Here is a 14,387-nt window from a genome sequence, read left to right as displayed (position 1 = left end):
TCGTACAATTATTATTTAACATTTTATTAGTAAGTAAGAATTCTAAGATCCCGTTGACCATGTTTTTGCCATAAGGAGGATCTAAAATGATTAAATCAAATTTAAGCTGTTCATCTGCAAACTTTTTCAAAGCCTTTTGGTAATCCATTTTAAAAACCTGGGCCTGCTCTAGTTTCAACAGCTCAAAATTTTCTTTGATTACTTTAAAAGCCGCATATTGTTTATCAACACTATATAATTCATCAAAACCACGAGAAATCGCTTCAATACCTAGACCACCGCTGCCGGCAAATAAATCCAATACTTTTCCGCCATTAAAATAAGGACCAATAATATTAAACATATTTTCTTTATTACGATCAGTCGTTGGTCGCGTTAAATTTGATTTTACGGTCTTTAATTGTCTACTTTTATACTTTCCTGCAATAACTCTCATAAGCCCTCTATAATTGATATGGTGATAAATCTAACTGATTAGAAATATTACCAAAAACTATTTTTGTAATTTGTTCTAAAAAATCATTTAATTGATGATATTTTTGATAATAATCAATAATATCTGGATTTTTACTTATTTCCATCTTGATTTCTTTGATTTCATCTTTTAAAGGCTGATTGTCAATATATTTATCATATACCTTTAATGATTCATATTCATTTAATTTATCTTGATACTGGTGCAAAAGCTGATCGATTTCTGGTAAATGCAGTTTTTCTTCTGCTTCGAGATAATCAAGATAACGTTGATCTAATTTAATTTGTTCAATTAATTTATTTAAAATTTCTTCCATTTCACATCATCATTTCTATCATATTTATTAACATTGATACCTGGTCAATTTTATCAATAAAAGCCTGATTTTTACCATCTTTATATTCTTGAACTAAATGATCATATTCACTTGGATTACGTGATAAGATGATATACCATTTTGGATTATAGCGTAAATAATAACGCAGCTGGTCATTCATCATACCATTTTCTTTCTTGATCAGGCTCTTTTTTATCAATAAAACTATTAATTACATTTAAAACTTTTTCAATTGAAGCTAAACTATTTGATAAAGCATTTAAATCAATATTTTTAACTATATCAAAAAGCATATTTAAATTCATATTACCACTAGTTTTATATGGCTGCCAAAATTTATCATCTTTGCCATACATTACATAGATTTCATATAATTGCTGCCATGTGTAACGGCCATTTAATACATCTTGTTTAATACTAGGGATTGTTTTTAAAAATTCTTTAAATTCATCCATCAAATCACCTAATATAATATATGTATCATGATTTTATTCGGTGTCAAGTTTTTGACGATTATATTTTGCAATAATGGCCTGAGCAATTCCTACTGCTGTAAAAGCGGTTACCGTCGAAGAACCACCGGCAGAAACAAACAATAATGGAACCCCAGTCATTGGAATCAGTCCGGATACCCCACCTAAATTAATTAATAGGTGTAAGAAAAAATATGAAGCAATTCCAAGTAAGATAATTCGGGATTTATTTTCTTTAATTTTTTGTGAATAACCTAACAATTTAAAAATAATGATACAAGTAGGAATAATGATCAGCCCTAATCCGATTATTCCTAATTCCTCATAAGCAATGGCCCCGATAAAGTCATTATGGGCTTCGGGAATATAACCAAATTTTTGGGTAGAATTTCCTAAACCTAAGCCAAAGATACCACCATTTTTAAAAGCAATTAAGGCATTTACTAGCTGTTGACTAGTGTTATAAGGATCTGATAAAGGATCTAACCAGGTCGTGATCCGGCTCATCTGATATCCTTTTAATACTGTTGTTCCGACAATTAAAAATAACACAGCGCAAACTGCCAAAAAGGCCCAGACAATTCGTTTATATTTTTTAAAATAACGCCGCGGTGTCGCAATAAAACAAACAAAACAAATAGCAACAATAATGACCGTTGTTCCAAAGTCATTTTGAATAAATAATCCGATTGCCGCTACGATCATTACTAACATCATGGGCAAAAATACACATTTTAAAAACTTTTCTTTATAAAATGCACTTTTTAATGCCTGTGTTTTAAAACGTCCTTTAACAACAAAAGCTTTATCACTTTCAGTTAAAAAATAACTCATGATCAAGATCATCCCAATTTTCATAAATTCGGCTGGCTGCAAACTAAACAAACTGCCAAATTTAATCCAGGCATGTGATCCTTTTGAATCACTCCAAAAAAGACAGATGATCATTAAAAAGATTCCTAATAAGAATAATTTCATTGAGGAACTATAAGTAATATAACGAGTTTTAAAAACTCGAGCAATAAAAATCATAATTCCTGCTCCCGCAATCACAAAGATTGCCTGACTTGCCATATTTTTAAGGGCATACGGTGTTCCATATTTAGTTACACTACCAATTGATGCTGAACCAATCATGATGATCCCAAATACGGCTAAAATAAAAGTGCTCAAATAAATCGCTTTATCAACGCCGCGACTTTTAAATAACTGTTTAATTTTTTTTATTGTTAATTTTATTTTTTTTATCAATTTCATTGTTATTTTCCCATTTTAAGATAATCTTGATTTTTAGCAGCCTGTACTACTGCATAAATTGAATAGCCAGTTATTTTTTTAAACTCCCGATCAATTTGTTTTTCCGCACTTTTACTATCAACTATTTTTTTAAATTTGCGATAAGCATTGATAAACTCTGGTTTGCTTATTCCCGTTTCATACGCTTTTTCAACCGCATTATATAATTCAACGACATCGATTACTTCTTCAGTTGTCCAAGAATAATCGATAGGATAATTGTATTCCATAAATCTCACCTCTTAATGTTTTATATTATAACTGAAATTTTCATGATTATCTACAAGAACCCAAACAAAAGATAAAGATTAGAATAGGATATACTAAAGGAGGCGATAATATGAACTGCGGATTTAATTATTCAGGTTGTGGCTGCAACAGTTATAATCCTTATATCACTAATCCATTTAGCTGCTGTGGATGCAATAGCTGCTCAACTGGTTTTTCTAGCTGTGGTTGTGGTGGATTTGGTTCTACTAACTGGTTTGCCATTGTCTTAGTAGTATTTTTATTATTGATCATTTGCGGAAATTCTCGAATTAGAGTCGGATAAGTATTTATTTCACCTCATTTTATGATATAATACTATCAGAATTTTAAATGAGGTGAAAATTATGATAACGATGCAAGATATAATCGATGATAACGATAAATTAATTCGTGAAGTTTCCCAAGAAGTTGAATTACCTCTAAGTGATGAAGATCGTAAACTACTTTTAGAAATGCACGAGTTTTTAGTCAATTCTCAAGATCCCGAAACTTCTGAAAAATACGATTTACGTCCGGCCGTGGGAATAGCTGCAATTCAATTAGGAATCCCTAAACGACTTTTAGCTGTTCATGTATTAGATTTTGATGAAGAAGGAAATGTCACTAAGGCTGATGACTATGCTCTAGCCAATCCAAAGATCATTTCTTATACTGAAAAAAAATCTTATTTAAAAGATGGCGAAGGATGTTTATCAGTAAATTATGAAGTTCAAGGATATGTACCACGCTACGCTAAAGTAACTGTTAAAGGTTACGATGTTTTAACAGATCAAGAGGTAAAAATTGTCGCTAGAGGCTTTTTATCAATTTGTTTACAACATGAATTAGATCATTTTGAAGGCATCTTATTCTATGATCGCATTGATCAAGATAATCCGTTAATGCCAATTCAAGATGCAATGATCATAAAATAACAAGTAATTAAAAGAGATTTCTATAAATTGGAAATCTCTTTTTTGTTTATTTAATTTTTGCAAAAGCCTGTTTTAAATCATTAATTAAATCTTCAGGATCTTCTAAACCAACTGACATTCTAATTGTTTCTTGTTTAACACCACCAGCTAAACGTTCTTCTTCAGACATTTGGGCATGAGTAGTACTAGCTGGATGTGTAAGCAATGAACGGGAATCAGCAAAATTAGTTACATGAATAAATAACTTAATATTATCAATAACCGTTTTTCCACCTTCAACGCCACCTTTTACCCCAAATGTATATAATCCCCCAAAACCATTAGGGAAATATTTTTTAGCTAATTCATAATTAGGGCTATCAGGCAACTCTGCATAACTTACCCAATTGACATCTTCACATTCGTTTAAGAATTTAGCTAAGATTCGAGAATTTTCTACATGCTTTTTCATTCTTAGTGATAGTGTTTCTAAACCAAGCAATGTCATATAGGCATTAAATGGTGCCATGCAGCCACCTAGATCACGTAATGTTTTGGCAATCGCTTTAGTACAAAAAGCTTCGACACCTAAATTAGCATAAACGATATCATGATATGCTTTATCTGGGGTATTAAATAATGGATAACGAGGATTATCTTTCCAATTAAAGTTACCCGCATCAACAATAATTCCACCCATGACATTACCATGACCAGCTAAATATTTAGTAGTTGAATAAACAACTAAATTAGCACCATGATCAATTGGTTTAAATAAATATGGTGTTGGTGTTGTATTATCGACAACAAATAAGATTCCATATTTTTTAGCAATTGCACTAATCGCATCAAAATCAAGCATATCGCCATTAGGATTTCCTACTGATTCGACAAAAATAATTTTTGTTTTATCATTTATTTTAGCTTCTAATGCTTCTAAATCTTTAGGATCGACAAAATGAGATTTAAAGCCCATTGTCGTCATAGTTCCAGAAAGTGATCCAATTGTTCCCCCATATAAATTATTAGCAGCAACAATTTCATCACCGCTTTGACAAACCGTCATGATTAGTCCCATGATTGCCGCTGTACCTGATGCAAAAGCAACCGCACCAACGCCACCGTCTAAAGCTGCCATTCTTTGTTGCAAGGCATCAACAGTCGGATTAGATAAACGTGAATAGAAATATCCCCCTTCTTCTAAAGCAAAGATCCTAGCTGCCTGATTAGCATCTTCAAAAGTAAAAGCATTTGATAAATATAATGGCATCCCTGTTGCCTTGGTAACCGGATCAGGTTTTTGCCCCGCATGTATTTGTAATGTTTCAAAACCGTATTTTTTATTATCCATAATAATTCCTCCTAAGATTGATAAAATTGTAGCATAGATATTTCAATTTTGCTAGCTAAAAGGGATATTTACTCCAACAAAAAAAGACAATATATTAACTTTATCACTTTAGTTAAATTTAATATATTATCTTTTATCTATATCAATAATAATCACGAACAATATTTAGCATGTCTTCAATATACAATCTAGCACCATCAATTACACATTGATCAATTTCTTTTAACTGCTTAAATGTTAATTTAAAAGAGTACTGTTCTCGCATCAATGGTAAATCAGTTTCCTGACATAGCTTGATCATATTGGTCATCTTATGATCATTTAGATAAAAAGCATTAAATAACGCCAAATTATGAATATTTTTACGGTTTAGCTGTTTAATAAAAGTTTCTAACTCATTATCTTTTCTAACCGAATCATCAAAGCCAATTAATAACAAATCAATCTGAGCACTATTATCAAATTCATTAAGCGGTTTAGCATAAGTTTTGACCCAGCGTGCCATTGCCTCAGCAACTGGTTTGATATGTTTTGATTTATTCGTATATATTACTTCTACTTTCATCTATATCACCTACTTTATTTTAAAGTGCAAATATGAACTATATGTTAACCATAGTTAAATTATATTCATTTAATTAATTCAAGTCTAGATTTTAATTATATAAATTATAGATTGTGGCACAATAGTATTTGAGGTGCAAAGAATGATAAAAAAAATAATTTTAGGAATTTGGATACTGTTTTTTCTAACTGGATGTGTTAAAAGTGATATTAATATAGATTATGTAAATCAAAATAAAGCTACTATGTCAATTGATTTGCTTTGCCAAGAAAAACTTTTAGATGCTTCCAATATCAATCTTGATGAATTACAAAATAATTTAACCAAAGATCAATTCAGTACCTGGCAAATTGAAGAATTAACCAAATCCATCAATGGTACTAAATATACCGGTTTAAACCTGACTGCCCCAGAAACAGTCAATCAAACACTATTAGAATATCTAAGTTATCAAAAAGAAAACAATACTTACGAGGTTAATTTCAATCAAGAAATATTTAATCAAATTTTAAATACTAGTGAATTAAAAGATATTCAAAATAATTATTCTTTAGAGTCTTTACAAGATGTCGGTTTACAAATCAATTTAACGATTCATCTACCAGGAAAAATTCAAGAAACTAGTTATGGTAAAATAAATGATGATCATGTAACGATCGACTTACTTGAATTTTTAAATCAGCAAGATATTTTAGAAATAAAAATTATTTCTGACTCTAAAAAATCATCTCCTTGGCTTATTAATAGCATCATTATAATCGCTTTAGCTGCTTTACTATATTTTGGAATACGAAAAAAGCATTAACTACTTTTTTTTAATGTCTAAAAATGTTAGAATGTCATCGTAAAAGGAGATTAACATGGAAAAAAGAAATTGTATTATTGGTCAATCTGGGGGACCGACCGCAGCTATTAATGCAAGTTTAGCAGGTATTATTCATAAAGCTAGCACAAGTGAAGCTTATGATAATGTTTATGGGATGATCAATGGTATTAAAGGTCTTTTAGAAGGAAGATACATGGATCTATTAAAAGAGTTTAATACTGGTGAAAAAATCAATGCTTTAAAACAAACCCCGGCAATGTATTTAGGTTCTTGTCGTTTTAAATTACCTACTCATGAAGAAAATTTAGATATTTATGAAAAATTATTTAATATTTTAAACGAATTAAAAATTACTGATTTTTTCTATATCGGTGGTAATGATTCAATGGATACAGTGATGAAACTAGATGATTACGCTAAAGCGATCAACAGTCCGATCAAATTCGTTGGAATTCCTAAAACAATCGATAATGATTTGATGGGTACAGATCATACTCCCGGTTTTGGTTCAGCAGCAAAATATGTTGCATCTTCAATCTTAGAAGTTGTTCATGATAGTTTAATTTACCAGTTACAATCAGTAACGATCATTGAAATCATGGGAAGAAATGCCGGATGGCTAACTGCTGCCGCCGCCTTGGCTCGTAATGAATATAACGATGCACCTGATTTAATTTATCTACCAGAAGTAGTTTTTGATCCTGATAAATTTTTAGAAGATATTAGCGAAGTCTTTAAACGCAAACGTTGTGTCGTAATTGCTGTTAGTGAAGGAATCAAAGATAAAGATGGACATTATTTAGATGATAACTCTAAATACGCTAAAAAAGATGCTTTCGGTCATGTCTTACATTCAGGTACCGGTAAAATGTTGGAATCATTAGTATTTAAAAGATTCCAATGTAAAGTTCGTAGTATTGAATTAAATGTATTGCAACGATGTGCAATGCATATTGCCAGCAAAACTGATCTAAACGAATCTTTTATGATTGGACAAGTTGCCATTGAAACGGCAATGCATAAAGAATCAGGTCAAGTAATGGGCTTTAAACGTGTTTCTAATGATCCTTATAAAATCGAATATATTTCTAATGATGTTCGTAAAGTAGCTAATCTTGAACAAAAAATACCAACTGACTGGATCAATGAAGAACATAATGATATTACTAAAGAATTATATGATTATCTTTATCCATTAATTCAAGGAGAAGTTTATGTTCCTTATAAAGATGGTATTCCAGCTTATTATAGCTGTAAGCATTTAAATAAATAAAAGAATTCAATCATCAAAATTGAATTCTTTTTTATTTAGTTTTCTTTCTTCAAAAATAAATATCCTACTAATGACATTGAAACAACTAATAACGAAGGATAAAGTACTAGTGAACTATCATCACCAGTTTTAACACTAACTGTTGTTTCTGATTTAGATTCTACATTTGGAGTTTTTTCCTCAACACTTTCTTTGACAGGTAAAACTTGTTTAGCACACCACTGCCATACATGTTCCCCATTATATTCAGGCATATTTAAGGCTGTATAAACCCAAGATTCATGACCACCAGAATAAATCTCATCATCAACTTGAACACTATCATACGCTGTTAAAATAACATTATTACCTTTAAGTAAATTATAAACTCTTAATGCTGATTCTTCATATTTAACAGTTCCATCATTTTTAGCCTGAACTAGCCAAAGTGGTGTATTTTTAATCGACAATAATTCTTCATCAGTAATATTTCTTCCTTGACCGTATGTAGCAATATTAGCCTGGTCGATTGCTGGACAAGTAGCAACTGCAGCAGCAAAATAATCAGGATTATGAACTACTAAATCTAAAGTCATATAACCGCCAGCTGAGCATCCATATAAATATATCCGATTTGCGTCAATTTGATAACTAGCAACGATTTGATCAATCAAAGCTTTTGTATCACTTAAATGATCAGACCATTCATCAGGAACTTGTGGAGCTAAAACATAAGCACCACCAAATATTTCTTGAGCTTCACTTGTAGTAAAAGTAACAGCACCACGATTAGCCTTTAACTGGGCAACATTGTTGTATAAGATTCCCTTATATCCAGATTCACCTCCACCATGTAACCAAACAATCAGCGGATGTTTATTTCCATCATTGCTGTTTTCTGGAGTATATAACTGATATTTTAACCCCATTGCTTCACCAGAGCTAAATTTAGCAATTTCTTCATTAATAATTCCATCATTTTGAATAAATTGGACCATTTCATTAGTTAAGATACTTCCATCTTGTAACTGCAAAGGTTTTAATAACTCAATTGTATAATCAATATCTAATGTCAGATTGCACCCTTTAGCTGTTTCAAAATTAGCAGTAAAATCTAATGTACCTTGCCCGGCTCCATCTTTTTCAGTAGCTAAAAATAAAGTTATCTTTCCTTGAACGTATTCTACTTTTTCAATTTTTCTTTCAACATTGCTGTATAAACCACAATGCTGTAATCCATCAGCTTCGATCATTTCAATAATCGATTCATCAGTATATGGTGAAGTTGCACTAGCCAATACTTTAAATTGATCAGTAGTCAAACTGTTTTCATCAATATTTAAATTAGATGTATCTAAAACAACTTGATCAATTGCTTCACCATAATTATAAACTGTTGAATGCAAAGTAAAATTAATAGTAGATATTTCATTACCGGCAATCGGTAATAATGTGATCATTAAACATGTAATGATCGATAATAAACTAGTAATAATTTTTTTCATATCCATCCTCCTTAAATACATTGTAAAAATATTTTAAATGGATTTATATCTTATTATTGACTAGTTTTTATTTAAAAAGTGACTTTCTAAACTTTCCTGGTGTTATCCCATAGTATTTTTTAAAATTAAGAATAAATTGATTTTCGCTAGAAAAACCCAATTCATAAGCAATATCTAAAATTGATTTATCAGTTTCTTTTAATAATAAGCTTGATTGATACAATCGATAACGAGTTAAATACTGTTTGAAACTTAGCCCGACTTCTTGTTTAAATAATCTAGCAAAATATTCACGATTGTAACCAAAATGATTAGCTACTTGATATAAAAGTATATTTTGATGATAATGTTGATGAATATAATGTAAAACTTCTTTCATTTTCTTTGGTTCATAATTAGTTTTTTCAGTTGTACAATTATGATATAGTAAATCAATTATTTCTAATAGTTGTTGATACATTTTTATATATCTATCATCATTTGAACTATTGCTTAAATTTGATATATTTTTAATACACAAAGCTATTTTTGCTTCAATATCAGGTTGATTAATGATAAAGTAAATGTGATCAAAATCAGGAATAATTCGTTTTAAAAATGAATAATTTATTTGTAACGTAATTCCAACGATTTTATTTTCAAAACAATCATAATGGGGAATTGAATAATGAATTTCTTCACTATTAGTGATACTTACTTGATTTTCACAAATTGTTTTATGATGGCTCCCATTATAAAAATCTACTTTTCTCTCTAAATTTAAAGTTAATTCTAATGAACGATGCCAATGAGCCTTTACTAATTGATAAGGTGTTTTATAGTGGTGATAAATAGCAATCGGAAGATTTTCCAGCATCTTAGTTATTTCATAATAAATCTTGTTCATGTTTACTATCAATCCCAAATTTCTTTCAATAAAGCAACAGCATTATCAATATCATGATCAAAGATACCTGAAAAAGATAGAGCAATTTGATTGGTACTGTTTTTAGTAACTAAAATATTGTTTGCCTGGGCTTTTTTAATATAATCATTAGTAAGTTTATCATCGATTGACATCGTTATCTTTAAAGCTGTTTCATACAGTTCAAAATGATGATCAGGAAAAGTATTTTGAAGCTGCTTTAATAAATGATTACCTTTATTTCGATAGTGTTTTCGAAGGCGTTTTAAATGCCTAGCTAATTGACCATCTTCGATATACATCGCTAATGCCAGCTGTTCTAATTTTGATGCTGTTTGATGATAGCCATTTATTTTTTGATAAAAAGTAGAAACTAATAAATTAGGTAACACCATATAACTAATTCTTATTGATGGTAATAATAACTTTGAAAAAGAACCAATATAAAAAATTCGCTCATTATCTAGTTTAGACATCGCATCAATGGGTTTACTATTAAACTTCAATTCCCCATTATGATCATCTTCAATAATATAAACATCATTTTTACGAGCATAATTAATTATTTCCAAACGACGCTGTTGTTTTAAGGGATGACCATGATAACCGCCCGATGAGCTATTTAAATAAAGTAATTTTAAATTAGCTTGTTTTAATCCTTCAATGGTAATTCCCTGATCATCAACTGGCAGTTTAACAACCTGTAAATGACAATCATGAAATACCGCTTCCGCCTGTTTAAAACCACCTTCTTCAATTCCAACCAGGTTATCTTTAGCAAACAAACTGCAAATGTGGTACAACAAAATTTGAAATCCAGCCCCAATAATATAATGTTCAAGGGGACGACTTAACCCCCGATATTCATGACTATATTGCTGTAAAGCTAGTTTTAATGAAGGTTCTCCTAAAGGGTCACCATAACTCATTAACGCCTCACTTTGATTTAAAGCTTTTTTTATGTATTTTTTCCAAATATCTAAATTAAAACTTTCACTATCAACAAAACGACCACTAAAATCAAAGCGATATTCATTTTTATCTTCATTATATATTTCTTGACTCGTCTTTAAATTTTTAATTTGACTAGGATATTGAACATCAACATAATATCCTACTTTTTCCTTAGCATAAATATAACCTTCAATCAATAACTGTAAATAAGCACTTTCAACCGTTGTTCGACTAACATCTAAACGTTTGGCCATTTGTCTAATTGAAGGAATTTTATCCTGGTATTTTAAATAACCATTTTCAATATCATCAATAATTGTTTGATAAACTTGTAAATATTTGTAATCTTTCATTGCTATCACCTTTAATTTATTATAAACAACTATTTTTTTAATGACAATCTAAATTATTTTATTATTTTTTATACCGATAATTATAAAATTATGGTATAACTAAACAAAGGAAGTGAAATAATAATGATTAAAAAAAGTGTTTTAGAAACAATTGGCAAAACACCTTTAATTGAAATTGAGCGTTTTAAACAAGCCAAAAATTTAAACAATAAAATATTTGCGAAAGTTGAATTCTTCAATCCTGGTGGCAGTGTCAAAGATCGGGTCGGTTTAAAATTAATTAAACAAGCTTATCAAGATGGTTTGATCAATGAAAAAACAACGATCATTGAACCAACTAGTGGTAATACTGGCATTGGACTGGCTATTGCCTGTGCTATTTATGGTAATGAACTGATTTTAACGATGCCAGAAACTATGTCCATTGAACGACAAAAACTATTAAAAGCTTATGGCGCTAAAATTGTTTTAACATCAGCTAAAAAAGGAATGCAAGGTTCCGTTGATAAAGCTAATGAATTAAAAGAGAAAATTGAAAACAGTTATATTCCTGGACAGTTTGTCAATCCTAATAACCCGCTAGCTCATCAAGAAAGTACGGCTTTAGAAATAATTGAAGATTTAGATGATATTGATTATTTTGTCGCTGGAATTGGTACTGGGGGAACAATTACGGGAATTGCTCGTGTTTTAAAAGAAAAATTCCCAAAAATCAAGATCATTGGTATTGAACCAGCCGATTCACCATTACTTTCAAAAGGTAAAGCTGGGCCTCATGGTTTACAAGGAATTGGAGCTAACTTTGTTCCTAAAATATTAGATCTTGATTTAATTGATCAAATTATTACTGTAACTAGTGATGAAGCTTATGATGCTGCCCGTCTTCTAGCTAAAAAAGAAGGTTTATTAGTGGGAATAACTGCTGGAGCCACGCTTCATGGTGCTAGCGTAATTGAAGACGAAGATAAAAACATTGTTGTTTTATTGCCAGATACTGGTGAACGTTATTTATCAACTGAATTATTTAAATAAAAAATAAGAAAAGGCCACCTTTTCTTATTTTTATTTTAAATTAACTTGATTATTTTTCTTTTCCAATAAACCAATATATTCAACATTATCTAAAGTCATTAAAAATTCACTTAAATCAGTTGGCGTGATAACTTCCCGCTCAACAATTTTGGTTGTTTTTGTTACTTCAATATCATTTGCAAGTAACGCATAATAAACCAGTTCACTACAATATAGAGCATTATCATCGTAAGTTACCATACTATAATCATACGGTGTTTCTAAATAATCTAAAGCCCGATTTAAATAGTTTTTTAAAAACTGATTATCTTCATTAAAACGATAACAAGCTAATGCCTTTAGATAAGAAGTTTCTTTTAAATTGGCCATTTGGTCAAAAGTCCTAATTTTTACCCCAGAAGAATTACTATCAAGTACTAAAATCTCATCTTTACTTTGATAATGACTATTAATCTCTTGATAATATTTATCTTCTTGATTAAATACTTCATTAAACTGCTGATATGTTCCTAAATAGAAAATGGTGTGTTTCCAACGACCTGGTATAGCATAAGAACTTAAATAATTGGAATTTTCAATATTAATAATATCTCCGGTTTTAAATAGATGAATATATTCGACTAGTTCATCATATTCAATTACTTCATCTTCTTCACTAGTTTCTTGATAAGCTACTTTTTTAGAAGTAGTTTCATCGACAGCTAAAAAACCTAATATTCCAACTATAAGTATTGCTACAACGCTTAAAACCCACTTTTTCATCAACTCATCCTTTATTTAATCATACTTAAAGCGACACGATGTTTTTTAATATCAACATCAATAACATATACTTCAACAATGTCACCTATGCTTAGTTTATCCAAAGGATGCTTAATTCTTTCATTAGAAATCTTAGAAATATGTACTAAACCATCATTTTTTAAACCAATATCAATAAATGCTCCAAAATCAACAACATTACGTACTGTTCCTTCAAGTAACATTCCTGGTTTTAGATCCTCAATCTTTAAAATATCTTTTTTTAATAATGGTGTTGGATAATCATCACGCGGTGAACGATTTGGTTTGATAAAACTATCAATGATATCATCTAATGTATAATTATCAATTTTTAATTCAGCACATACTTTTACTTTATCAATCTGGGCTAATTTTTCAGCAATTTCTTTAGTTCCTAATAAACTAGCATTCCCGCCAATAAGTGTTAATAATTTTTTAGCCTGATCATAGTTTTCCGGGTGAATTGCGGTTGCATCAAATGGTTCATTAGCACCAGAGATACGTAAAAATCCAATCGCCTGCTGATAAGTTTTTTCTCCTAATTTACTTACATTTTTAATTTCTTTACGATTTGTAAATTTACCATGTTCATCACGATATTTAATTATATTTTTAGCGACAGTATTATTTAATCCCGCTACATATTGTAATAATGAAGCTGAAGCCGTATTAATATCAACACCAACGCTATTTACCGCTTTTTCGACTACAAAGTCTAGCTGTTCTTCAAGCTGTTTAGCATTAATATCATGTTGATATTGACCAACACTAATAGCTTTTGGTTCGATTTTTACTAACTCCGCTAAAGGATCTTGCAGCCTTCTGGCAATCGATACTGCCGAACGTTCCTCAACCTGGAAATCCGGGAATTCTTCTTTGGCTAGTTTGCTGGCAGAATAAACCGATGCCCCAGCTTCCGAAATAATAGCATAGTCAACATCTAAATTATTGGTTTTGATCAAATCAGCAATAAAAGCTTCCGTTTCGCGACTAGCCGTACCATTACCAATAGCAATAATTTCAATCTTATATTTAGAAATTATCTCTAATAAAACTTTCTTTTCTTTTTCATAATTATTTTTAGGAATTGTAATAAATACTTTATCAATTTTTAAAAC

General features: G+C 30.2%; 18 protein-coding genes. 5 read left to right on the top strand and 13 right to left on the bottom strand.

The genetic code is table 11. The annotated features are described in order from the left end of the window. From rsmD to J7M77_RS15795, 6 genes are all read right to left on the bottom strand, one after another. Positions 1-436, bottom strand: a 436-nt coding sequence (gene rsmD, locus J7M77_RS15820) for a 16S rRNA (guanine(966)-N(2))-methyltransferase RsmD (protein ID WP_296880328.1), incomplete at its 3' end; no start/stop codon positions are given. Between the two features lie 7 nt (positions 437-443). Next, positions 444-791: a YlbF family regulator gene (locus J7M77_RS15815; RefSeq protein ID WP_296880327.1), complete on the bottom strand. Its 348-nt coding sequence runs from the start codon at positions 789-791 to the stop codon at positions 444-446. A 1-nt stretch (position 792) separates the two neighbouring features. Further along, positions 793-972 carry a YlbE-like family protein gene (locus tag J7M77_RS15810; RefSeq protein ID WP_296880326.1) on the bottom strand — a complete coding sequence of 60 codons (180 nt, stop codon included), beginning with the start codon at positions 970-972 and terminating at the stop codon, positions 793-795. Further along, on the bottom strand, positions 965-1,267 hold the full coding sequence (gene ylbD, locus J7M77_RS15805; RefSeq protein WP_296880324.1) for a spore coat protein YlbD: 303 nt from the start codon (positions 1,265-1,267) through the stop codon (positions 965-967). The genes J7M77_RS15810 and ylbD overlap by 8 nt, the downstream gene beginning before the upstream one ends. A gap of 33 nt (positions 1,268-1,300) precedes the next feature. Further along, positions 1,301-2,542 (bottom strand): FtsW/RodA/SpoVE family cell cycle protein, encoded by a 1,242-nt coding sequence (locus J7M77_RS15800; RefSeq protein ID WP_296880322.1) that lies wholly within the window; start codon positions 2,540-2,542, stop codon positions 1,301-1,303. Between the two features lie 2 nt (positions 2,543-2,544). After that, positions 2,545-2,811, bottom strand: a complete 267-nt coding sequence (locus J7M77_RS15795; protein WP_296880320.1) for a UPF0223 family protein — start codon at positions 2,809-2,811, stop codon at positions 2,545-2,547. A gap of 110 nt (positions 2,812-2,921) precedes the next feature. On the opposite strand from J7M77_RS15795, the gene J7M77_RS15790 reads away from it, so the two are divergent. Continuing rightward, on the top strand, positions 2,922-3,134 hold the full coding sequence (locus tag J7M77_RS15790; protein WP_296880317.1) for a hypothetical protein: 213 nt from the start codon (positions 2,922-2,924) through the stop codon (positions 3,132-3,134). 61 nt (positions 3,135-3,195) lie between these two features. After that, positions 3,196-3,765, top strand: a complete 570-nt coding sequence (def, locus tag J7M77_RS15785; RefSeq protein WP_296880315.1) for a peptide deformylase — start codon at positions 3,196-3,198, stop codon at positions 3,763-3,765. A 46-nt stretch (positions 3,766-3,811) separates the two neighbouring features. Here def and J7M77_RS15780 read toward each other — a convergent pair whose 3' ends face one another. Together J7M77_RS15780 and J7M77_RS15775 are read right to left on the bottom strand one after the other, a co-directional pair. Continuing rightward, positions 3,812-5,095, bottom strand: coding sequence for an O-acetylhomoserine aminocarboxypropyltransferase/cysteine synthase family protein (locus tag J7M77_RS15780; RefSeq protein WP_296880313.1), 1,284 nt, complete (start codon positions 5,093-5,095; stop codon positions 3,812-3,814). 142 nt (positions 5,096-5,237) lie between these two features. Continuing rightward, positions 5,238-5,660, bottom strand: a complete 423-nt coding sequence (locus J7M77_RS15775) for a hypothetical protein (RefSeq protein WP_296880312.1) — start codon at positions 5,658-5,660, stop codon at positions 5,238-5,240. Positions 5,661-5,802: 142 nt separating this feature from the next. Here J7M77_RS15775 and J7M77_RS15770 point away from each other — a divergent pair, with 142 nt between their 5' ends. Then, complete coding sequence (locus tag J7M77_RS15770; RefSeq protein WP_296880310.1) at positions 5,803-6,465, top strand: hypothetical protein; 663 nt, start codon at positions 5,803-5,805, stop codon at positions 6,463-6,465. Between the two features lie 55 nt (positions 6,466-6,520). Further along, positions 6,521-7,759, top strand: coding sequence for a 6-phosphofructokinase (locus J7M77_RS15765; protein ID WP_296880308.1), 1,239 nt, complete (start codon positions 6,521-6,523; stop codon positions 7,757-7,759). Between the two features lie 35 nt (positions 7,760-7,794). Here J7M77_RS15765 and J7M77_RS15760 read toward each other — a convergent pair whose 3' ends face one another. The 3 genes from J7M77_RS15760 to J7M77_RS15750 form a co-directional block, all read right to left on the bottom strand. Further along, the gene (locus J7M77_RS15760; protein ID WP_296880306.1) at positions 7,795-9,243 is read right to left on the bottom strand and encodes a prolyl oligopeptidase family serine peptidase; all 1,449 of its coding nucleotides are present in this window, start codon (positions 9,241-9,243) and stop codon (positions 7,795-7,797) included. 67 nt (positions 9,244-9,310) lie between these two features. Beyond that, positions 9,311-10,129, bottom strand: coding sequence for an AraC family transcriptional regulator (locus J7M77_RS15755; RefSeq protein ID WP_296880304.1), 819 nt, complete (start codon positions 10,127-10,129; stop codon positions 9,311-9,313). Between the two features lie 8 nt (positions 10,130-10,137). Then, the gene (locus J7M77_RS15750) at positions 10,138-11,454 is read right to left on the bottom strand and encodes a PLP-dependent aminotransferase family protein (protein WP_296880302.1); all 1,317 of its coding nucleotides are present in this window, start codon (positions 11,452-11,454) and stop codon (positions 10,138-10,140) included. A gap of 120 nt (positions 11,455-11,574) precedes the next feature. Between J7M77_RS15750 and cysK the strand changes: the two genes are divergently transcribed. After that, complete coding sequence (gene cysK, locus J7M77_RS15745) at positions 11,575-12,486, top strand: cysteine synthase A (protein WP_296880329.1); 912 nt, start codon at positions 11,575-11,577, stop codon at positions 12,484-12,486. Between the two features lie 30 nt (positions 12,487-12,516). Here cysK and J7M77_RS15740 read toward each other — a convergent pair whose 3' ends face one another. Both J7M77_RS15740 and J7M77_RS15735 read right to left on the bottom strand, forming a co-directional pair. Then, entirely contained in the window at positions 12,517-13,248 is a 732-nt protein-coding gene (locus tag J7M77_RS15740; protein ID WP_296880300.1) for a YiiX/YebB-like N1pC/P60 family cysteine hydrolase, read from the bottom strand. A gap of 11 nt (positions 13,249-13,259) precedes the next feature. After that, on the bottom strand, positions 13,260-14,387 hold a 1,128-nt coding region (locus J7M77_RS15735; protein ID WP_296880298.1), incomplete at its 5' end, for a helix-hairpin-helix domain-containing protein.

It is taken from the genome of Thomasclavelia sp. (assembly GCF_017889095.1).
Classification (GTDB): Bacteria; Bacillota_I; Bacilli_A; order Erysipelotrichales; family Coprobacillaceae; genus Thomasclavelia.
Note: the sequence above shows the minus strand (reverse complement) of the source record. Positions and strands in the feature narration are given on the sequence as shown.

Bases quoted from the DNA above. Each gene is read 5' to 3' on its own strand.
- J7M77_RS15815 (WP_296880327.1), bottom strand. From the start codon at position 791: ATGGAAGAAATTTTAAATAAATTAATTGAACAAATTAAATTAGATCAA.
- J7M77_RS15810 (WP_296880326.1), bottom strand. From the start codon at position 972: ATGAATGACCAGCTGCGTTATTATTTACGCTATAATCCAAAATGGTAT.
- ylbD (WP_296880324.1), bottom strand. From the start codon at position 1,267: ATGGATGAATTTAAAGAATTTTTAAAAACAATCCCTAGTATTAAACAA.
- J7M77_RS15800 (WP_296880322.1), bottom strand. From the start codon at position 2,542: ATGAAATTGATAAAAAAAATAAAATTAACAATAAAAAAAATTAAACAG.
- J7M77_RS15795 (WP_296880320.1), bottom strand. From the start codon at position 2,811: ATGGAATACAATTATCCTATCGATTATTCTTGGACAACTGAAGAAGTA.
- J7M77_RS15790 (WP_296880317.1), top strand. From the start codon at position 2,922: ATGAACTGCGGATTTAATTATTCAGGTTGTGGCTGCAACAGTTATAAT.
- def (WP_296880315.1), top strand. From the start codon at position 3,196: ATGATAACGATGCAAGATATAATCGATGATAACGATAAATTAATTCGT.
- J7M77_RS15780 (WP_296880313.1), bottom strand. From the start codon at position 5,095: ATGGATAATAAAAAATACGGTTTTGAAACATTACAAATACATGCGGGG.
- J7M77_RS15775 (WP_296880312.1), bottom strand. From the start codon at position 5,660: ATGAAAGTAGAAGTAATATATACGAATAAATCAAAACATATCAAACCA.
- J7M77_RS15770 (WP_296880310.1), top strand. From the start codon at position 5,803: ATGATAAAAAAAATAATTTTAGGAATTTGGATACTGTTTTTTCTAACT.
- J7M77_RS15765 (WP_296880308.1), top strand. From the start codon at position 6,521: ATGGAAAAAAGAAATTGTATTATTGGTCAATCTGGGGGACCGACCGCA.
- J7M77_RS15760 (WP_296880306.1), bottom strand. From the start codon at position 9,243: ATGAAAAAAATTATTACTAGTTTATTATCGATCATTACATGTTTAATG.
- J7M77_RS15755 (WP_296880304.1), bottom strand. From the start codon at position 10,129: ATGAACAAGATTTATTATGAAATAACTAAGATGCTGGAAAATCTTCCG.
- J7M77_RS15750 (WP_296880302.1), bottom strand. From the start codon at position 11,454: ATGAAAGATTACAAATATTTACAAGTTTATCAAACAATTATTGATGAT.
- J7M77_RS15740 (WP_296880300.1), bottom strand. From the start codon at position 13,248: ATGAAAAAGTGGGTTTTAAGCGTTGTAGCAATACTTATAGTTGGAATA.